Source organism: Sphingomonas sp. DC4900 (genome assembly GCF_049896485.1).
In the GTDB taxonomy this organism is placed as follows: Bacteria; Pseudomonadota; Alphaproteobacteria; order Sphingomonadales; family Sphingomonadaceae; genus Sphingomonas; species Sphingomonas aquatilis.
Window position 1 is genome coordinate 68,846 of the sequence record NZ_JAFCUK010000010.1, and the last position, 18,438, is coordinate 87,283.

Annotated in this window: 15 protein-coding genes; 6 read left to right on the top strand and 9 right to left on the bottom strand. The window is 68.5% G+C overall.

What is annotated here, in order from left to right; translation table 11 throughout:
• Nucleotides 1-41: 41 nt before the first annotated feature.
• On the top strand, nucleotides 42-1,355 hold the full coding sequence (locus ACP690_RS12255; RefSeq protein ID WP_294314264.1) for a dicarboxylate/amino acid:cation symporter: 1,314 nt from the start codon (nucleotides 42-44) through the stop codon (nucleotides 1,353-1,355).
• A gap of 9 nt (nucleotides 1,356-1,364) precedes the next feature.
• On the opposite strand, the gene ACP690_RS12260 is transcribed toward ACP690_RS12255, so the two are convergent.
• From ACP690_RS12260 to ACP690_RS12285, 6 genes are all read right to left on the bottom strand, one after another.
• Nucleotides 1,365-1,994 carry a glutathione S-transferase family protein gene (locus tag ACP690_RS12260; RefSeq protein ID WP_426261284.1) on the bottom strand — a complete coding sequence of 210 codons (630 nt, stop codon included), beginning with the start codon at nucleotides 1,992-1,994 and terminating at the stop codon, nucleotides 1,365-1,367.
• A complete protein-coding gene (locus ACP690_RS12265; RefSeq protein WP_426261283.1) occupies nucleotides 1,991-2,827 on the bottom strand; it encodes a class I SAM-dependent methyltransferase in 837 nt (278 codons plus the stop codon). The genes ACP690_RS12260 and ACP690_RS12265 overlap by 4 nt, the downstream gene beginning before the upstream one ends.
• 316 nt (nucleotides 2,828-3,143) lie before the next feature.
• On the bottom strand, nucleotides 3,144-4,217 hold the full coding sequence (recA, locus tag ACP690_RS12270) for a recombinase RecA (RefSeq protein ID WP_017978889.1): 1,074 nt from the start codon (nucleotides 4,215-4,217) through the stop codon (nucleotides 3,144-3,146).
• Nucleotides 4,218-4,553: 336 nt separating this feature from the next.
• On the bottom strand, nucleotides 4,554-5,384 hold the full coding sequence (locus ACP690_RS12275) for a 4-(cytidine 5'-diphospho)-2-C-methyl-D-erythritol kinase (protein ID WP_426261282.1): 831 nt from the start codon (nucleotides 5,382-5,384) through the stop codon (nucleotides 4,554-4,556).
• On the bottom strand, nucleotides 5,381-7,003 hold the full coding sequence (locus ACP690_RS12280; protein WP_426261281.1) for a tetratricopeptide repeat protein: 1,623 nt from the start codon (nucleotides 7,001-7,003) through the stop codon (nucleotides 5,381-5,383). The genes ACP690_RS12275 and ACP690_RS12280 overlap by 4 nt, the downstream gene beginning before the upstream one ends.
• A complete protein-coding gene (locus ACP690_RS12285; protein WP_017978892.1) occupies nucleotides 6,975-8,627 on the bottom strand; it encodes an electron transfer flavoprotein-ubiquinone oxidoreductase in 1,653 nt (550 codons plus the stop codon). Before ACP690_RS12285 ends, ACP690_RS12280 begins: the two co-directional genes overlap by 29 nt.
• Nucleotides 8,628-8,761: 134 nt before the next feature.
• On the opposite strand from ACP690_RS12285, the gene ACP690_RS12290 reads away from it, so the two are divergent.
• The 4 genes from ACP690_RS12290 to ACP690_RS12305 all read left to right on the top strand — a co-directional run bounded on the left by ACP690_RS12290 (nucleotide 8,762) and on the right by ACP690_RS12305 (nucleotide 15,445).
• Nucleotides 8,762-9,496, top strand: a complete 735-nt coding sequence (locus ACP690_RS12290; RefSeq protein ID WP_017978893.1) for a uracil-DNA glycosylase — start codon at nucleotides 8,762-8,764, stop codon at nucleotides 9,494-9,496.
• A gap of 35 nt (nucleotides 9,497-9,531) precedes the next feature.
• Nucleotides 9,532-11,337: a lytic transglycosylase domain-containing protein gene (locus ACP690_RS12295; protein WP_408022252.1), complete on the top strand. Its 1,806-nt coding sequence runs from the start codon at nucleotides 9,532-9,534 to the stop codon at nucleotides 11,335-11,337.
• 396 nt (nucleotides 11,338-11,733) lie between these two features.
• Entirely contained in the window at nucleotides 11,734-13,323 is a 1,590-nt protein-coding gene (locus ACP690_RS12300; RefSeq protein ID WP_426261280.1) for a long-chain fatty acid--CoA ligase, read from the top strand.
• 349 nt (nucleotides 13,324-13,672) lie between these two features.
• Nucleotides 13,673-15,445 (top strand): cation:proton antiporter, encoded by a 1,773-nt coding sequence (locus tag ACP690_RS12305; RefSeq protein WP_294213025.1) that lies wholly within the window; start codon nucleotides 13,673-13,675, stop codon nucleotides 15,443-15,445.
• 2 nt (nucleotides 15,446-15,447) lie between these two features.
• Here ACP690_RS12305 and ACP690_RS12310 read toward each other — a convergent pair whose 3' ends face one another.
• Nucleotides 15,448-15,882 carry a DUF488 family protein gene (locus tag ACP690_RS12310; protein ID WP_426261326.1) on the bottom strand — a complete coding sequence of 145 codons (435 nt, stop codon included), beginning with the start codon at nucleotides 15,880-15,882 and terminating at the stop codon, nucleotides 15,448-15,450.
• 67 nt (nucleotides 15,883-15,949) lie between these two features.
• Between ACP690_RS12310 and trmFO the strand changes: the two genes are divergently transcribed.
• Nucleotides 15,950-17,317 (top strand): methylenetetrahydrofolate--tRNA-(uracil(54)-C(5))-methyltransferase (FADH(2)-oxidizing) TrmFO, encoded by a 1,368-nt coding sequence (gene trmFO / locus ACP690_RS12315; RefSeq protein WP_426261279.1) that lies wholly within the window; start codon nucleotides 15,950-15,952, stop codon nucleotides 17,315-17,317.
• On the opposite strand, the gene ACP690_RS12320 is transcribed toward trmFO, so the two are convergent.
• Together ACP690_RS12320 and ACP690_RS12325 are read right to left on the bottom strand one after the other, a co-directional pair.
• Nucleotides 17,250-17,720: an EF-hand domain-containing protein gene (locus ACP690_RS12320; protein WP_426261278.1), complete on the bottom strand. Its 471-nt coding sequence runs from the start codon at nucleotides 17,718-17,720 to the stop codon at nucleotides 17,250-17,252. The two genes, trmFO and ACP690_RS12320, sit on opposite strands and share 68 nt — an antisense overlap.
• 58 nt (nucleotides 17,721-17,778) lie before the next feature.
• Entirely contained in the window at nucleotides 17,779-18,435 is a 657-nt protein-coding gene (locus ACP690_RS12325) for a squalene/phytoene synthase family protein (RefSeq protein ID WP_426261277.1), read from the bottom strand.
• Between the last annotated feature and the right edge of the window lie 3 nt (nucleotides 18,436-18,438).

An 18,438-nucleotide genomic window follows, 5' to 3' on the forward strand; every position in this document is an offset into this window, starting at 1 on the left:
CGCAATCCCCTTCCCTTAAGCGCGAATCCGGGAGGGAATGAATGGCCAAGCGGCTGACTGTGTTTATTGTTATCGGCCTGTTGCTCGGCATCGTTACCGGCCTGGTTCTGAACGGCTGGCTGGACGACGGCACGCCGGAGGCCGCGGCGCGGCTGAAGGCGATCGCCGGCTATTTCACGATCGGCACGACGGTGTTCCTGCGGCTGATCAAGATGATCATCGCGCCGCTCGTCTTCGCGACTTTGGTCAGCGGCATTGCGCAGATGGGCGATACCGCGGCGCTGGGGCGCGTCGGGGCGAAGGCGATCGGCTGGTTCATCGGCGCGAGCCTGGTGTCGCTCGGCCTCGGCCTGGTGCTGGTCAATGCGATCCATCCGGGCGTCGGCATCAACCTGGCGCTGCCGCCGGCCGGCACCGATGCGGGTGTCGCGACCGCGGCATTCAGCCTCGACAAGTTCATCACGCATATCGTCCCCGCATCGATGATCGAGGCGATGGCGACCAACGAGATCCTGCAGATCGTCGTCTTTTCGATCTTCGTCGGGGTCGCGCTGACCGCGGTCGGCGAGCGGGGTGCGCCGCTGGTGCGGGCGGTCGACGGCCTCGTCGCCGTCATGCTGCGGATCACCGACTATGTGATGCGCGTCGCGCCGGTGGCGGTGTTCTGCGCCGTGACCGCGACGCTCGCCGAGCGCGGTGCCGGGGTGATCGGGCAGCTCGCCTTCTTCATGGGCAGTTTCTATTTCGCGCTCCTGTGCCTGTGGGCGGTGCTGCTCGGCGTCGGGTTCCTCGTCATCGGGCCGCGGATCAAGGATCTGATCCGCTACGTTCGCGAGCCGCTGCTGGTCGCCTTCACCACCGCCTCGTCGGAAGCGGCCTATCCGCGGATGCTGGAGGCGCTCGACAAGTTCGGGGTGCCGCCGCGGATCGCGAGTTTCGTTCTCCCCTTGGGCTATTCGTTCAACCTCGACGGGTCGATGATCTACATGACGTTCGCGTCGCTGTTCATCGCCCAGGCCTATGGCATCGACATGCCGCTGGGGACGCAGGTAGCGATGCTGCTGTTCCTGATGATCTCGTCCAAGGGCATTGCGGGCGTGCCGCGGGCCAGCCTGGTGGTGATCGCCGCGGTGCTGCCGGTGTTCGACATTCCGGAGGCGGGGCTGCTGCTGATCCTGGCCATCGACCATTTCCTCGACATGGGCCGCACCGCGACCAACGTAATCGGCAATGCGGTGGCGGCATCGGTGGTCGCCAAGTGGGAGGGCGGCTTCGACCCTCGCGAGCCGGCCGAGATCGACCCGGCGGTGGCGGAGGGGCCGGCGTTGCCGCCGGCCACCAGCTTCAGGCACTAAACGCCAGGATCAGGCGTAGGCGTAGGGCCCGCCCTGCGCCAGCGCGGCCTGGTAGGCCGGGCGGGCATGCACCTTTTCCAGCCAGGCGATCGTCGCCGGGCGAGCGGTATCGAGGCCGGCGCGGCTGCGCGCCGCCTCCAGTGGGAAGCTCATCATGATGTCGGCGGCGGTCATCGCGTCGCCGGCGAACCAGGGGCGCTGCTTCAGCTCCGATTCGACATAGTCGAGGTGGACGTCGATCATCGGCTGGATGCGCTTCATCGCGGGCTTGCCCATCAGCGGCACCTTGCTGAGGACGAGCTTCAGCAGCAGTGGCGGCATCAGCGAGCCTTCGGCATAATGCAGCCAGAAGCGGTAGCGGAGCGCCGAGTCGCGATGCGCGGGCGCTCCGAGGCGGCCGTCGGCCTTCTCGACCAGATATTCGACGATCGCACCGGTTTCGGCGATGACGTTGCCGCCGTCCGTATCCTCGATGACCGGCGACTTGCCCAAGGGGTGGACCTGCTTCAGCTCGGGCGGCGCCAGCATCGTCGTCTTGTTCCGCTCGTAGCGCTTGACCTGATAGGGCAGGCCCAGTTCCTCGAGCATCCACAGCACGCGCTGCGACCGGCTGTTTTCGAGATGGTGAACGATGATCATGGCTGTTCCCCTGTTGCGGTCGCGCGCCAGATCCAGGCGGAGGCCGGGAGCGCGACGATGCCGTCGGCTGTATAACGCTGCAATGCCGATTTGAGCCGATCGTCGAGCGATGGATCGGCGGCGTCCTTGAGCGCCGAGGCGAGCGGGCCGATGTGGTGGAAGAAATCGGCGGCATCGGCGACCGGATCGGGGCCGGCCCCGGCGACATATGCGAAGTCGATGCGGGTGGCGCTGTCGACGCTCCAGCCCGCCTGGGTGAGGATCGCGGCCGTGGCGGTCCGGTCGGCGAACCCGAAGGGTCCAGGGGCGTAACCGGCGGCGGATTGTGGGCGGGTGCCGGTGACCTGCTCGATCAGATCGGACGCCCAGACATTGTCACTGCGGTCGCGGAAGCAGGAGAAGACGAGGCGGGCGCCGGGGTTGGCCGCGGTGCGGAGCGTGGCGAAGGCGGCAACGGGATCGGCGAAGAACATGACGCCGTGGCGCGAGACGATGAGGTCGGCGGGTGGGAGTTGCGGGGTCATCGCAATGGCGTCGCCATGATGGAAGGCGACGGTGCCGCGGTCGCCGGCGCGGGTGCGCGCCGTCCGGATCAGGTCGGCGGACAGGTCCAGGCCGGTGACGGTGGCGTCGGGGCGGGCGTCGGCGAGCGCGAGGCTGGTGGCGCCGGCGCCGCAGCCGATGTCGATCGCGTGGAAGGGGCCGGCGGGGGCGGCGCTGCGGATCGCGGCGTCGAGATGCGGGGACAAATTGGCGAAGGAACGGTCGGTGCGCTGCCATTCGGCGGCCCAGGTGCGGCCGACGCGGCCGGTCCAGTCTGTGGCGGTGGTCATGGGGTGGGTCCGGTTTCGATGGGTTGGCTCTAGCTCAGTGACGCGTCGCCCTCACCCTTCCCACCCGGCTGCGCCGGGCGGGCCCCTTCCCTCTCCCAATGGGAGAGGGAGGGAGGCGCGAAGCGCCGGAAGGGTGAGGGTGATGCCATGATTGTTATCGCCGTCGTCCTTCTACCCACCCAACCCATTTCCGCCAAAACGAGCGTGGAAGTGGACGAAGTGGAGGATACGTCATCGTCCGAAGCGCCCCCATGCGAAAGGGGCCCGCCGTTGCCGGCGAGCCCCTCTCGTAGCATCCGATCGGATGGCGCGGCGATCACAGATCGTCGTCGGCTTCCGGGCCGGCCATCATTTCCTCGGCGACCTTTTCGGTGCGCTGACGGATCGCCTTTTCGAGGCGGTCGGCCATTTCGGGATTCTCGCGCAGGTAGTTCTTGGCGTTCTCACGCCCCTGCCCGATCCGTACCGAATCGTAGGAGAACCAGCTGCCCGACTTTTCGACGAGGCCCGCCTTCACGCCGAGATCGAGGATCTCACCGATCTTCGAAATGCCCTCGCCGTACATGATGTCGAATTCGACCTGCTTGAACGGCGGGGCGACCTTGTTCTTCACCACCTTCACGCGCGTGGTGTTGCCGGTAACTTCCTCGCGGTCCTTGATCGCGCCCGTGCGGCGGATGTCGAGGCGGACGGAGGCGTAGAACTTCAGCGCGTTGCCGCCCGTCGTCGTTTCCGGATTGCCGTACATCACGCCGATCTTCATGCGCAGCTGGTTGATGAAGATCACCATGCAGCGCGAGCGGCTGATCGAGCCGGTGAGCTTGCGCAGCGACTGCGACATCAGGCGCGCCTGCAGGCCGACGTGGCTGTCGCCCATCTCGCCCTCGATTTCGGCGCGGGGGACGAGCGCGGCGACCGAATCGACCACGAGCACGTCGATCGCGTTCGAGCGGACGAGCGTGTCGGTGATTTCGAGCGCCTGTTCGCCGGTGTCGGGCTGCGACACGATCAGTTCGTCGATGTTGACGCCCAGCTTCTTGGCATAGACGGGATCGAGCGCGTGTTCGGCGTCGACGAAGGCGGCGGTGCCGCCGTTCTTCTGCGCTTCGGCGATGACATGCAGCGCAAGCGTCGTCTTGCCCGACGATTCAGGGCCATAGACTTCGATCACGCGGCCGCGCGGCAGGCCACCGACGCCGAGCGCAATGTCGAGGCCGAGGCTGCCGGTCGAGATCGCCTCGACCTGCATCGTTTCCTTCTGGCCGAGCTTCATCGCGCTGCCCTTGCCGAAGGCGCGATCGATCTGCGCGAGGGCGGCGTCGAGCGCCTTTTGACGGTCTGCGTTTGCGGTTGCCATGCCGGTGTCGATCACTTTCAGATTGGCGGCCATCGGGAGGGTTCCTCGCTAGAGCAAGCGCGCGGCATGAGCAACGCGTCTGTTCTGTATGTACGATGTTTGTTCCATGAGAACAAGAGGGGAACTTTGGTTTTGGGCCATGGGGTTGGTGGATATGGTTCGCGCGAAGACGCGAAGACGCGAAGAGGTTTTGCGCGCGGAGGCGCGGAGGACGCGGAGGGGTTGCGCTTGTGGCAGCGGCGGCTTTTCGCAGCCTTTGGCGTCACCCCAGCGGAGGCTTGCGTCTTTCTCGGCGCTGGTGGCGCGCTATAAATATAAGATCCCAGCCTGCACTGGGATGACGGTTGGAGAGCGGGAGGGATAGCCCTTTTAGGTAAGGGTCGTGGCGAGGGTCCACCAGCCTTTGGCTGCCGCCGCGTCGCGGGCGGCGTCACGGGTCGTGTCGTCCGCGAACAAGGCGAAGCAGGTGGCGCCGCTGCCGGACATGCGGGCCAGATGGACGCCGGTTGCCCCTTCGAGAAGCGACAGGACGTCGGCGATGACGGGGGCGAGTGCGAGCGCGGCGGGTTGCAGGTCGTTGCGGCCGGCGGTGGCGCGGGTGAGAAGGTCGCCCTCCCCTGCAATGCCGCCGCGGTCGGTGCCGTCCCAGCGGGCGAAGACCGCGGCGGTGCTGACCGCGACGCCGGGGTTAACCAGAAGCAGCGGCATGCCGGCGAGGCCAGCGATGGGGATCAGCGCGTCGCCCTTGCCCGTGCCCAGGGTGGTGCGGCCATCGAGGCAGGCGGGCACGTCGGCGCCGAGCGTTTCGGCGAGGACGAAGAGGCGCGGGTCCTGCGAGGCGACGCCATGCAGGCGGGCGAGCGCGCGCAGCGTCGCGGCGGCGTCGGCCGATCCGCCGCCCATCCCTGAGGCGATGGGGAGATGCTTGTCGAGCGTGATCGCGTGATGCCCGGCGATGCCGAACGTCTCGCGGAAGGCGTCGGCGGCTTTTTGCACGAGGTTCGGGCCGGATGCCGTCTCGAGTGCCGCGGCGAACGGGCCGGTGATGGCGAAACTGTCGGTGTCGGCGGGTACGACGGTCACCGTGTCGCCATCGGCTGCGAAGGCGAACAGCGTTTCGAGCGCGTGATAGCCGTCCGGCCGGCGATGGCGGACGTGGAGCGCGAGGTTGATCTTGGCGGGGGCGGCTTCGACGATCATCGGGCGGGCGGGCCTTGTGCAATCCGGGTGGCGAGCGCCGCGGCGTCCTGGGCCGGAGCGGTCAACGCCGCGGCGCGCCACGCGTAGCGGGCTTCGTAGCGGCGGCCCAGCGCCCAATAGACGTCGCCGAGATGTTCGGCGATTTCGGCATTCGTCGGCTCCGCCTCGGCGGCGCGCTCGATCAGCGGCAGCGCGCGCGCGGTGTCGCCGTTGACGAACAGCGCCCAGCCAAGCGAATCGGCGATCGAGGCATCGTCGGGCTTGGCGGCGTGCGCGCGTTGCAGCATCGCGATCGAGGCAGGCACGTCGACGCGGCGTTCGGCCTGCGCGTAGCCGAGGTAATTGAGCGCGAGCGGCTCGGCAGGGGCGAGCGCAACCGCCTTTTGCAACGCGGCGCGGGCGGCGGGCCAATCGCCCGCCTGCTCCAGCGCGCCGCCATATTGCAGCCAGGCGTTCCACGCGGCGGGCTGCGCCTCGGCGATGCGGCGATACCAGCGGGCGGCTTCGGCGTTGTTGCCGGCGGTGCTGAGCTGATCGGCGTAGAGCTGCCAGGCGGCGGGGCCGGCGTCGGCGCGCTCGGCGTCGCGGCGGGCGAGTGCGAGGGCGTCGGCGGTGCGATCGGCGCGGGCGAGGATCGATATGCGCGCGGCAACGGCGGTGGAGGCAAAGGGGCTGGACGCGGGCACGGCGTCGAGCGTGACGAGCGCCTGATCGGTCGCATCCTCCCCCGCGAGCGCCTGGGCGAGCAGCAGGCGGGCGCGATCGTTGGCGGGCGAGGCGATGAGCGCGGTGCGGGTGAGCGCGATCGACAGCGGCGCGACGTCCTGATCGACGAGGTCGCCGGCGACGCGGGCGAGCAGGCGCGAGACGCCATAAGCGAGCGTCGGCTTGGCGGGGGAACCCTGGCGGAGGGCGGCGAGTGCGGGGTCGTCACCGGCGAGCAGCGCGCGCGCCTCGTCGGCATGGCCGGTGCCGAACAGCAATTGCGCGGCGGACAGGCGCAGATCGACGGGGGAGCCGGTTTCGCGGAGCGCCTGCACCCCGCGCAGGCCGCCCTGCACGTCGCCCATCGCGATTTGGAGCAAGGCCGCAGTCTCGGCCGCGAGGCGCTGGGCGACGGGCGTGCTGCCGACATTGGCGGCGACGATCGGGGCGCTCGGATTTCCGCCGCGGCTGTAGGCGATCCACGCTCTGAGTGCCGGGACCATCACCGACAGCGGCGTGCGGGCGAGCGCCTGTGTCGCGGCCTCGGCGCCTGCCGCGTCGTTGCGCGCGGCGGCGAGCGCGAGGGGGAGCAGCGCGAGGTCGGCAGGCGCGCCGGGCTGGTCGCGCAGCACCGCGGCGGCGCGGGTGGCGAGCGGGATATCGCCGGCCGCGAGCGCTTCGCGATACGCCCTCAGCGCCACCGTCGTATCGGTGGGCCGGGCGGCGAGCGCACGGGCGTAGCCGGCGATCGCCGTCGCCACATCACCGTCAGCATCGGCGACGCGGGCCTGCATATAGTCCGCGACCGGATCGGCACGGCGTGCCGCATCGGCCTGAGCTGGCGCGGCGACCGCGACGCTCAGAACCGATGCAAGGAACAGACGCTTACATATTGGGATAATTGGGGCCTCCACCGCCCTCCGGCACCACCCAGTTGATGTTCTGCGTGGGGTCCTTGATGTCGCACGTCTTGCAGTGGACGCAATTCTGCGCGTTGATGACGAACTTGGGATCGCCCGTCTCCTGCCCGACGATCTCGTAAACGCCGGCCGGGCAATAGCGTTGCGCGGGCTCGTCGTAGAGCGGCAGATCGTATTCGACGGGGACGTTGGGGTCCTTCAGCGTCAGGTGGACAGGCTGGTCCTCCTCGTGGTTGGTGTTCGACAGGAACACCGACGACAGGCGGTCGAAGGTCAGGACGCCATCGGGCTTCGGATAGACCGGAGCCTTCACCAGATCCTTGCGCCACAGCGTTTCGTGATCCGGGTGGTGCTTCATCGTGAAGGGCATCTTGAGGCCGAAATGTTCGAGCCACATCGTGATGCCGGCGAGGCCCGACCCCAGGAAATCGCCGAACTTCTTGACCAAGGGCACAACGTTGCGGACGATCGACAGCTCCTTCTTCACCCAGCTGTGCTCGAACGCTTCGGGGTAAGCGGCCAGTTCGTCATGCTGGCGCTGCGACAGGATCGCGTCGGCCGCGGCTTCGGCGGCCATCATGCCGCTCTTCATGGCGGTGTGCGTGCCCTTGATGCGCGGCACGTTGAGGAAGCCGGCGCTGTCGCCGATCAGCGCGCCGCCCGGGAAGACGAGCTTCGGGATCGACTGGAGCCCGCCGTCGCTGATCGCGCGCGCGCCATAGCTGACGCGCTTGGCGCCCTTCAGGATCGCGGCGATCTCGGGGTGGGTCTTCCACTTCTGCATCTCCTGGAACGGCGAGATGTAGGGGTTGGAATAGTTGAGCCAGGTGACGAACCCGAGGCTGACCTGGCCGTTCGCCTGATGGTACAGCCAGCCACCGCCATTGGCGTCGTCGCCCAGGGGCCAGCCCTGCGTGTGAATGACGCGGCCGGGCTGATGCAGCTCAGGATCGATGTCCCACAATTCCTTGACGCCCAGGCCATAGACCTGCGGGTCGCTGTCCTTCGCGAGGTCGAAGGTGCGGATCACTTCCTTTGTGAGGTGTCCGCGACAACCCTCCGCAAAGAAGGTATATTTTGCGTGGAGTTCGAGGCCGGGCTGATAATCGGGCTTGTGCGTGCCGTCGCGCGCGACGCCCATGTCGCCGGTCGCGACGCCCATCACCCGGCCCTGATCGTCGAACAGGATTTCAGCGGCGGCGAAGCCGGGGAAGATTTCGACGCCGAGTTCCTCGGCCTTGCCCGCGAGCCAGCGGCACAGGTTGCCGAGGCTGCCGGTATAGGTGCCCTTGTTGTGCAGGAAGGGCGGTGTCAGCGCGTGCGGCAGGATCGACTTCTTCTTTTCCGTCAGCACCCAGTGCAGGTTTTCGGTCACCGGCACTTCGGCGAGCGGGCAGTCCTGGCGCCAGTCGGGCAGCAGTTCGTCGAGGCTGCGCGGATCGATCACGGCGCCCGACAGGATATGCGCGCCGACTTCCGAGCCCTTTTCGAGCACGCAGACGCTGAGGTCCGCGCCCTTTTCGGCCGCCACCTGTTTGAACCGGATCGCCGCCGACAGGCCCGCCGGGCCGGCGCCGACGATCACCACGTCGTAAGGCATCGATTCACGTTGCGTCATTGTCATCCACTCCCGGATACGGTTGCGGTTGTCGGCGCCGGGGGATAGCGGTCAGGCGCAGGCCGACAACGTCTCGTCTCTGAACCGCGATCGGACAAGTTGACGAAAACGTCAACCTACAGAAAGAGAGAAACGTGGGGGCCGATCAGCATCACAGTTGGAATGAGAGCCTCGCGAGCGCGCTCGACTGGTGGCAGGAGGCGGGCGTCGACACGCTTGTCGAGGCGGATCCGCGCGACTGGCTGACCCAGCCGATGGTCGCGCCGGTCTTCGCGCGGGCGCCCTCCCCCGCCGCGCCGGTGGAGCTGGCCCCGGCGATGCCCGCCGAACTGGCCGACTTCATCGCATGGCGCGGCGGCGATGCCGTGCCCGAAGTGGCGTGGCGCGGCGTGTCGATCGCCGCGACCGGCCCCGCGGATGCCGCGGTGATGGTGCTGGTCGATTGCCCCGACAAGGACGACGATGCCGCCGGCATCCTGATGAGCGGCGAGACGGGGCGGCTGTTCGACCGCATGCTCGCCGCGATCGGCCTGTCGCGTGAGACGATCCATCTCGCCTCGGTCTGCGCGAAGCGGCCCGTGGCGGGGCGGATGCCGCGCGAGGTGGAAACGCAACTGGCCGATATCGCCAAGCACCACATCGGCCTCGTCGCGCCGAAACGGCTGTTGCTGATGGGCAATGCGGCGAGCCGTGCGATTTTGGGGGCAGAAATGCCCGGGACGCGCGGGTCTTTACACGCGTTTAACCATAGACGGGGAAAGACAGGCGTGGTCGCCAGCTTTCATCCGCGCTTCCTGATCGAGAAGCCCGCGGCGAAGGCGGAGGCCTGGAAGGACCTGCAATTGCTGATGGGGAATTTGTCCGCATGACCCGTATGCTGGCGCCAGGACTAGCGGCACTGGGGATGGCCGCGATCGTCGCGCTGACCGTGCCGCAGGCCGCTTCGGCCGCCGAGCCCGGCACATCCGCAGGCGGCGACGCCCGGATCACCGCCGCCAGCCGCAACGATCGCATTCCCGACCAGCTGGATAGCGCGCAGCGCGAGGGATATCGCGCGGTGTTCCAGGCGATCCGCGACGGCCGCTGGCAGGATGCGCAGATGGGCCTCGACGCGATGAAGCCGGGTCCGCTCCACGCCATCGCCCGCGCCGAACTCTATACCGCCAAGGGATCGCCCAAGGTCGAACTGGAGCCGCTGGTCGCGCTGCTCAACGAAGCGCCCGAGCTGCCCGAGGCCGCCGATCTGGCCCGGCTGGCCAAGGTACGCGGCGCGAGCGAGTTGCCGCCGCTGCCCGTCGCGCAACGGCTGATCTGGCAGGATGGCGCGCCGCGCCGCGTGCGCGCCAAGACGACCCGCAGCGACGAAATCGCCGCCGAGTTGGCGGTGAAGATGCAGCCCTATATCAAGGGCGATCAGGGCGCCGAGGCGCAGGTGCTGCTCGAATCGACCCCGGGCCTGACGCCCGAGGCGCAGACCGAATGGCAGGCGAAGATCGCCTGGATGTATTTCCTGACCGGCGACGACCTCAACACGCGGGCGATGGCGGCGAAGGCCGCGAACGGCGTGGGCGACTGGGCGGTGCAGGGTCGCTGGACGGGGGCGCTGTCCGCGTGGCGGCAGAATGACTGCGCCGCTGCGGGCACCGGCTTCGAAGGCGTCGCCGCGCGTGCGACCGACGTCGATCTGCGCGCCGCCGCGCTCTATTGGGCGTCGCGCGCGGACATGGTGTGCGGACGGCCCGACAAGGTGCAGCCGCGCCTGCAGAATGCCGCGCAATATTCCGAAAGCTTCTACGGCCAGCTGGCGCGGCAGGCGCTGTTGATCCGCGACAAGGGCCGACCGCAGACGCAGGTGGTCGCCGCCGACTGGGCACGGCTCGACAAGCGGCCCAACCTCCGCGTCGCCGCCGCGCTGACCGAGATCGGCGAGACCGACCTGGCCGACAGCGTCGTGCGCCAGCAGGCGCGGATCGGCGATCCGTCCGAGTTCGGCAGCCTGGTGCGCGTGGCGGAAGCGTTGAGCCTGCCGGCCACCACCGTATGGCTGGCACACAACTGCCCGCAGGGCGTCGTCGCCGCCGCCGAGGCGCGCTATCCGACGCCGAACTGGACGCCGACCAGCGGCTGGCGCGTCGACAAGGCGCTGGTCTATGCCCATACGCTGGAGGAAAGCGGCTTTCGCAACAAGGTCGTCAGCCCCGCCGGCGCCTATGGCCTGATGCAGATCATGCCGGCCGCCGCGACCGATTATATGCGCGAGAGCGGCTATACCGTCGACAAGAGCGCGCTGACCAAGCCGGCGACGAACATGGACATCGGCCAGCGCCATCTGGAGCGGCTGCGCGACATGGCGGGCGTGACCGGCGGACTGCTGCCCAAGGTGATCGCCGCCTATAATGCGGGCCCGCGCCCGGTGGGCGACTGGAATGCGATCGTCCACGATAACGGCGATCCGCTGCTCTATATCGAGAGCATCCCCTATTGGGAGACGCGCGGTTACGTGACCACCGTGCTGCGCAATTACTGGATGTATGAGGCGCAGGGCGGTCGCAAGGCGTCGGTGAGCCGGTCCGCGCTGGCGCAGGGCATGTGGCCGCGCTTCCCCGGCCTGCCCGGCGCCGCGGCGGTGCGAATGAACGCGCGGCCCGCGACGGCGATCGCGGTGAACGGGCGCGTGTCACCGCAGTCGACGACGGTGTCGGGGAATTAGGGTCTGCGGGGTCCTCCCCCGCCGGGGGGAGGTGGCGCCGCGTTAGCGGTGACGGAGGGGGCGGTACGCGGTGCGCTCGGTTAGGGGGGGCGTTGTTGCCGCCGATCTTTTCGGCTGACGCCAAACGGTTTCCCGGACGGGGTAAGACTTGCCATGCCTTGGCCGCAGCTATGCCCCGTCATCCCTGCCTAAGGCCGGCATCCCGCTTTCGCAGACGGTGTTAGCGGGACCCCGGATCAAGTCCGGGGTGACGGATATGTTGGGTGGCCATCGCCCCACCCCGCCCGTCGCCGGCAATTCTTCGTCACATCGGCCATCTTGCCCTCGCTCCTGTCTCGGGTATGGTCCGCTTCGGCAAGAGGCGCACGGATGTGCACGGACTGAGAGGAGCCACGGATGCTGGGCGGCATGCAGGATTTCGAACTCAGGGTATCGACGCTGCTGGATCACGCGGCGCGCGAACATCCCACACGCGAGATCGTGACGCATTGGGCGGACGGCAGGCAGACGCGGACCGACTGGCAGGGCGTCGCGCGCGACTCGCGGCGGTTGGCGCGGGCGCTGGAACGGCTGGGCATGCGCGCGGGCGACCGGATCGCGACGCTGGCGATGAACCATGCGCACCACCTGATCGCCTGGTACGGCACGATCGGCATGGGCGGCGTGGTCCATACGATCAACCCACGGCTGTTCGACGATCAGCTGGTCTATATCGCCAACCATGCCGAGGACCGGGTGCTGTTCTACGATCGCGCCTTCCAGCCGATCGTCGACCGGCTGCGCGGGCAATGGCCAACCATCGAACATTATGTGGTGATGGATGGCGACGGTCCGGACAGTTTCGCCGCGCTGATCGCCTCGGAAGACGACGACTATGCCTGGGCGACCGGATCGGAGCGCGACCCATGCATGCTCTGCTATACCAGCGGTACGACGGGTAACCCCAAGGGCGTGCTGTACGAGCATCGCTCGACCGTGCTGCATGCGATGCTGGCGTCGTCGCCGGCGGTGCTGGGATTGTCGTCGGCCGACGTGCTGCTACCGGTGGTGCCGCTGTTCCATGCCGCCGCCTGGGGCACGCCGTTCGCGGCGCCGATGGCGGGGACGAAGCTGGTTTTTTCCGCGGTCAATGACCCCAAGGTGCTGTGCGGGCTGATGAACGAGGAGCGCGTGACGATATCGTCGGGCGTGCCGACGGTGTGGCTGGCGATGTTCGCCTATGCCGATGCGACCGGCGAGAGCCCGCGCCATCTGCGCATGGCGACGATCGGCGGGTCCGCCGCGCCGCGCGCGATGATCGCGCGGCTGATGGGCATGGGCGTCGACGTCAAGCATCTGTGGGGCATGACCGAAACCTCGCCCGTCGCGACCGCCGCGGCGCCGCCGCCCGACTGGGACGACTGGTCGGAGGATGCCAAGCTCGACGTGCTGACCAAGCAGGGGCGCATCCCCTATGGCGTCGAATTGGCGGTGATCGACGACGAGGGGCGGCATCTGCCGCGCGACGGCGCCAGCGCCGGGCGGCTGCACATCCGCGGGCCGTGGGTGGTGAAACGCTATTATGGCGCGGAAGCGGATGCGATCGACGCAGACGGCTGGTTCGACACCGGCGACGTCGCGGTGCTGCATCCGGACGGCACGATGCAGATCACCGATCGGTCGAAGGACGTGATCAAATCAGGCGGTGAGTGGATCAGCTCGGTCGAGCTGGAAAATGCCGCGGTCGGCTGTCCCGGCGTGGCCGAGGCGGCGGCGATCGGCATCGCGCATCCGAAATGGGACGAACGCCCGCTGCTGGTCGTGGTTCGCAAGCCGGGCAGCGAGGTGAGCGAGCGCGAGATCGTCGAGCATCTGAAGTGCGCGGTGGCGAAATGGTGGCTGCCGGATGCGGTGGTGTTCGTCGACAGCCTGCCGCACACCGCGACGGGCAAGCTGCTGAAGACGGCGCTGCGGGAGCAGTTCAAGGATTTCAAGCTGGCGGCGTGAGGGGGGCCTCCTCGTCATCCCGGCGAACGCCGGGATCCATGGAGGCGGGCGGCCGACGATGCGCGCGACTCCGGCGTCATCGTGTCCATGGATCCCGGCGTTCGCCGGGATGACTAATGAGGGGGAGTGGCCTCCTGCCCTCACCCAACCGTCATTCCCGCGAAGGCGGGAATCCATAACCTTTGACGTTGGCGATGGAGCCTCACGGCCAGCCAGTCTGGATTCCCGCCTTCGCGGGAATGACGGCTTTCTTGGGAGGGGCGCAGCGCCAGAATGACGATATGTTGCCGGATGGTAGAAACGCCATCCGGGGGCTGACAAATGGCCCACGGTCCCTACAGTCGCCCTTATGGCGATCGGACTGGATAATGCGGGGTTCAGCGACGCGCTGGTGATCCTGGGGGCGGCGGGGCTTGTGATTCCCGCCTTTGCGCGATTTCGGGTGAGCCCCGTCATCGGCTTCATTCTGGTTGGGATGCTGGTCGGGCCGTTCGGGCTGGGGCAGCTGACCACACAGGCGCCGTGGCTGTATTATCTCACCATATCCAACCCGCATTCGATCGAGCCGTTCGCCGAATTCGGCATCATCCTGCTGCTGTTCTCGATCGGGCTGGAGCTGTCGTTCAAGCGGCTATGGGCGATGCGCGCGCAGGTGTTCGGCACCGGGCCAGCGGAGCTGATCGGATCGGCGGTGCTGATCGCGATCGCGGTGCATCTGCTGGGGCAGGATTGGGCGGGCGCGGCGGGGCTGGGCCTGGCGCTGGCGCTGTCGTCGACCGCGCTCGTGCTGCCGCTGGTGGGCACGACGAGCCCGGTCGGGCGCGGCGCGTTCGCGATGCTCTTGTTCGAGGATCTGGCGCTGGTCCCGATCATCTTTGCCCTCGGCGCGATGGCACCGACCGCGAGCGCGGAAGGCTGGGTCGGCATCGCCGGCGTCGCGCTGCGCGGGGCGGCGACGGTGGTCGTGATGTATTTGGGCGGGCGGCTGGTGCTGCCGCGCCTGTTCGCGCAGGCGGCGCGGACGAAGAGCCCGGAGCTGTTCCTCGCGGCATCGCTGCTGGTCGTCATCGTCGCCAGCGTCGCGACGACCGCGGCGGGGCTGTCGCCGATCGTCGGCGCGCTGCTCGCCGGGCTGCTGATCGCCGAAACCGAATATCACACCGAGGTCGAGGTGATGACCGCGCCGTTCAAGGGGCTGGCGCTCGGCGTGTTCCTGATCACGGTCGGCATGAGCGTGAACCTACGCGAGGTGCTCGACAATTGGCCGGCGCTGCTGACGGCGGTCGTTGCGGTGGTGGGCGTGAAGGCGGTCGTCACCTTCCTGCTGCTGCGCGTTGCCCAGACCGGGCGCGGGATCGCCGCCGAGACGGGGCTGCTGATGGGCAGCCCGTCGGAGACGACGCTGATCGTGCTCGCCACCGCGGCGCAGGCGCAGCTGATCCTGCCCTCGACCGCCGCCTTCTGGCAGACCGTGACCGCGATCGGGCTGACGATCACGCCGCTGCTCGCCAAGGCCGGACAGCGGCTGTCGCGCGGGATCGATCGCGCGCCGATCGACGCGGGGCCGATCGACGATGGCGAGGGGCCGGGGACGGTAGTGATCGGCTTCGGCCGCGTCGGGCGGATGGTCGCGGACATGCTGAAGATCCACGGCCAGCGCTATCTCGCGGTCGATGCGGACATCGACAATGTCGCCGATGCGCGGCGGGCGGGGCATCCGGTGCTGTTCGGCGACGTCGCGCGCGCCGAGCTGATCGACCGGCTCGACCTCGCCCGTGCCCGCGCGCTCATCCTGACGATGGACGATCCGGTGCTGACGGTGCGGCTGGCGCGGCGCATGCGCGCGCTGGCGCCCGAGCTGCCGATCATTGCCCGCGCCCGCGATCCGCAGCATGCCGCAGAACTGTACCGCGCCGGGGTAACCGACGCGGTGCCCGAGACGCTCGAAAGCTCGCTGCAATTGTCGGAGGCGGTGTTGGTCGATCTGGGCGTCGCGATGGGCCCGGTGATCGCCTCGATCCACGAAAAGCGCGACGAACTGCGCCAGTCGATCAAGGCCGAAGCGGAGATCGACCGCGAACCGCGCATCCGGCGGGTGAAACGGCTGCGGGAGGCGACGTAGCCTCAGGCGTAGAGATCGACCACCTCTACGCCCTCGCCCACAGCGTCGAGCAGCAAGGTGCGGTGGCAGTGGGTCGGTTCGCGTTCGTAGCAGAGGAGGGCGCTGGGCTTCTCCTGGGCGAGGTCGAGCATCTGGGCTGCCGCCGCCTGGGCCTCGGGGAGCGCGAGCTGGTCGTCGTAGACGGCGGTGAGGGTTGCGACGTCGCCCTTCTTGGCGGCGTCGCGGCCGCGCTTGGGGGTGCCGAGGGCTTTGAGATGGACGTAGTCGATGCCGGCCTCTTTCAGACTGGCGGCGAGCGAGGTTTTGGAGAAGCCGGGACGGCGCGATAGCGGCAATGCGCGGACGTCGATGACGCGCTTGACCCCCGCCTTGGTGAGCGCGGCGAGGAAGTCGGCCATGGTCGTCGCTTCGTAGCCGATCGTGTAGATGGTCGTCATGGCGGGACAACGCATGGAGCCCCTCCCGCGTTGCCCCACTGCCCGCTGCGGCCTAGAGGCATGGCGCATGACTCATGACATCCATATCGTCGGCGGCGGGCTCGCCGGATCGGAAGCGGCGTGGCAGCTGGCCGAGGCGGGGTTTCGCGTGCGCCTGTCCGAAATGCGCGGCAGCGGCGAGCGCACGCCGGCGCACCAGACCGATGGCCTGGCCGAACTCGTGTGCTCGAACAGCTTCCGGTCCGACGACGCGGAGGCGAATGCGGTGGGGTTGTTGCATCAGGAGATGCGGCGGCTGGGGTCGCTGATCATGGCGCAGGCGGATGCACATCGCGTGCCGGCGGGGTCGGCGCTGGCGGTGGATCGCGACGGCTATTCGGACGGCGTGACGCAGGCGCTGGCTAACCATCCCAACGTCACTTTGGTGCGCGAGCGGGTGGATGCCTTGCCGGAAGGGCCGGCGATCCTGGCGACCGGGCCGCTGACCGCGGCGTCTCTGGCACAGGAAATCGGCGGGGCAACGGGGGCGGAGGCGCTGGCGTTCTTCGACGCGCTCGCCCCGATCGTCCACTTCGACACGATCGACATGGATATCGCGTGGAAGGCGTCGCGCTGGGACAAGGGCGAGGCGGATTACATCAACTGCCCGATGGACAAGGAGCAGTATCTGGCCTTCCACGCCGCGCTGCTGGCGGGCGAGAAGACCGAGTTCAAGGAATGGGAAAAGGACACGCCCTATTTCGACGGCTGCATGCCGATCGAGGTAATGGCGGAGCGCGGTATCGATACGCTGCGCTATGGACCGATGAAGCCGGTGGGCCTCGACAATCCGCGCACCGGGCGCTGGCCCTATGCGGTGGTGCAGCTGCGCCAGGACAATCGGCAGGGCACGCTGTGGAACATCGTGGGCTTCCAGACCAAGCTGAAGCATGCCGAGCAGGTGCGATTGTTCCGGACGATCCCGGGCTTGCAGAATGCCGAGTTCGCGCGGCTGGGCGGCCTGCATCGCAACACCTTCATCCGATCGCCCGAACTGCTGGACGAGACGCTGCGGCTGAAGAATCGGCCGAACCTGCGCTTCGCCGGGCAGATCACGGGGTGCGAGGGCTATATCGAGAGTGCGGCGATCGGCCTGCTCGCCGGGCGCTTCGCCGCGGCCGAATTGCGGGGCCAGACGCTCAGCCCCCCGCCGGTGACGACCGCGCTCGGCGCGCTGCTAGGGCATATCACCGGCGGGGCGGAGGCGGAGACGTATCAGCCGATGAACGTCAATTTCGGGCTGATGCCGCCGATCCCCGGCCGCACGAAGAAGGCGGATCGCAAGCGGATGTACACCGACCGCGCGCGCGCCGCGTTCGAGCCGTGGCTCAGCTCTCTTCCGACGGAGCCTGCTGCGGCGGCGGACATTTCGCGCGAGACGGTGCCTTCCGCTTGACGGCGGTGGTGGCGAATTCGGCGGCGGTCATCGCGCCGGAGGCGTCCTTGTCGGCGGCGGCGAATTTGGTCGTCGCCTTGATCGCCCATTCGTCGAAGCTGAGCCGGCCGTCGCCGTTGGTGTCGAGCTTGGCGAAGGCCTTGCGGCGGGCGGCGAGATATTCGTCGCGGGTGATGCGGCCGTCGCGATCCTTGTCGTAGCGGTTGAAGCGTTTCTGTTCGCGCGTGGCGGGCGCGGCCTCCGGAACGGGCGCGTCTTCGGCGTCGGCGGTGGTCTGCGCGGCGGCCTGCTGGACCAGCGGTTGCGCGGGTAGCAGGTCGGGCTGGCCGCGATGCCCGGCGATTAGCACCCCTGCCCCGACCGCCGCTGCCAGCGCTCCGCCACCCGCCAGATATCGCCACATCGCCCGATCTCCCGATTGCGGCGGGAGGCTATCATGCGATGTAGCGCAGGCAATGCCGCTATCGCCCCGTGAAGCGGAAGCGCGCGACGCGCCACGCCTTGGCGAGCGGCGTGCCACCCTCCAGATCGAGCGATGCGAGCAACGCAAGGACGCCGACGGCTCGCACCGGCGCCGGCCATGTTGCGGTGAAGGCTTGCGAAAGCATGGCGCGGGCCTGCGCCGACGCGTGATCGGCCAGCGCGGCGACGGTAAGCTGGCGGGCGAGATCGGCATGGACCCAGCCCTGCCCCGCGATCCGCAGAACAGTGGGCTCGGCGCCGAGCAATCGTCCCGCCAGCGCGAACAGCGTGCCCCCGCGCGAATCGGCATGCCGCGCGAGCGCCTGATCATTGAGCGGATCGGTGACGACCAGCTCTTCCCACCCGTCGGTCATCGCCGCGAGCGCCGCGCCGCTCACGCCCCGCGGCAGCAGCAGGCGTGCGACATCCTGGAGCAGGGGTTCGGCGGGGGGCGCCGCGGTGTCGAGCCGCTCCAACGCATCGTGCCACCAGACGAGCCGCATCTGGCCGACCATCGGTTCGCGGGTCGTCCGGACGATTCCCGCGAGCCGATCGTCGAGGTCGAACAGCGTGCGCAGCGCATCCCGCACTGTCTGCGGGGCGGCGGCGAGCATCAGTTCGCGATCGGGCGGCGGGGCGGTGGAGGGATCGGCCATGGT

Excerpts from the sequence above, each read along its gene's own strand:
- ACP690_RS12255 (WP_294314264.1), top strand. The coding sequence starts at position 42 with ATGGCCAAGCGGCTGACTGTGTTTATTGTTATCGGCCTGTTGCTCGGC.
- ACP690_RS12260 (WP_426261284.1), bottom strand. The coding sequence starts at position 1,994 with ATGATCATCGTTCACCATCTCGAAAACAGCCGGTCGCAGCGCGTGCTG.
- ACP690_RS12265 (WP_426261283.1), bottom strand. The coding sequence starts at position 2,827 with ATGACCACCGCCACAGACTGGACCGGCCGCGTCGGCCGCACCTGGGCC.
- recA (WP_017978889.1), bottom strand. The coding sequence starts at position 4,217 with ATGGCCGCCAATCTGAAAGTGATCGACACCGGCATGGCAACCGCAAAC.
- ACP690_RS12275 (WP_426261282.1), bottom strand. The coding sequence starts at position 5,384 with ATGATCGTCGAAGCCGCCCCCGCCAAGATCAACCTCGCGCTCCACGTC.
- ACP690_RS12285 (WP_017978892.1), bottom strand. The coding sequence starts at position 8,627 with ATGACGCAACGTGAATCGATGCCTTACGACGTGGTGATCGTCGGCGCC.
- ACP690_RS12295 (WP_408022252.1), top strand. The coding sequence starts at position 9,532 with ATGGCCGCGATCGTCGCGCTGACCGTGCCGCAGGCCGCTTCGGCCGCC.
- ACP690_RS12300 (WP_426261280.1), top strand. The coding sequence starts at position 11,734 with ATGCTGGGCGGCATGCAGGATTTCGAACTCAGGGTATCGACGCTGCTG.
- ACP690_RS12305 (WP_294213025.1), top strand. The coding sequence starts at position 13,673 with ATGGCGATCGGACTGGATAATGCGGGGTTCAGCGACGCGCTGGTGATC.
- ACP690_RS12310 (WP_426261326.1), bottom strand. The coding sequence starts at position 15,882 with ATGACGACCATCTACACGATCGGCTACGAAGCGACGACCATGGCCGAC.
- trmFO (WP_426261279.1), top strand. The coding sequence starts at position 15,950 with ATGACTCATGACATCCATATCGTCGGCGGCGGGCTCGCCGGATCGGAA.
- ACP690_RS12320 (WP_426261278.1), bottom strand. The coding sequence starts at position 17,720 with ATGTGGCGATATCTGGCGGGTGGCGGAGCGCTGGCAGCGGCGGTCGGG.
- ACP690_RS12325 (WP_426261277.1), bottom strand. The coding sequence starts at position 18,435 with ATGGCCGATCCCTCCACCGCCCCGCCGCCCGATCGCGAACTGATGCTC.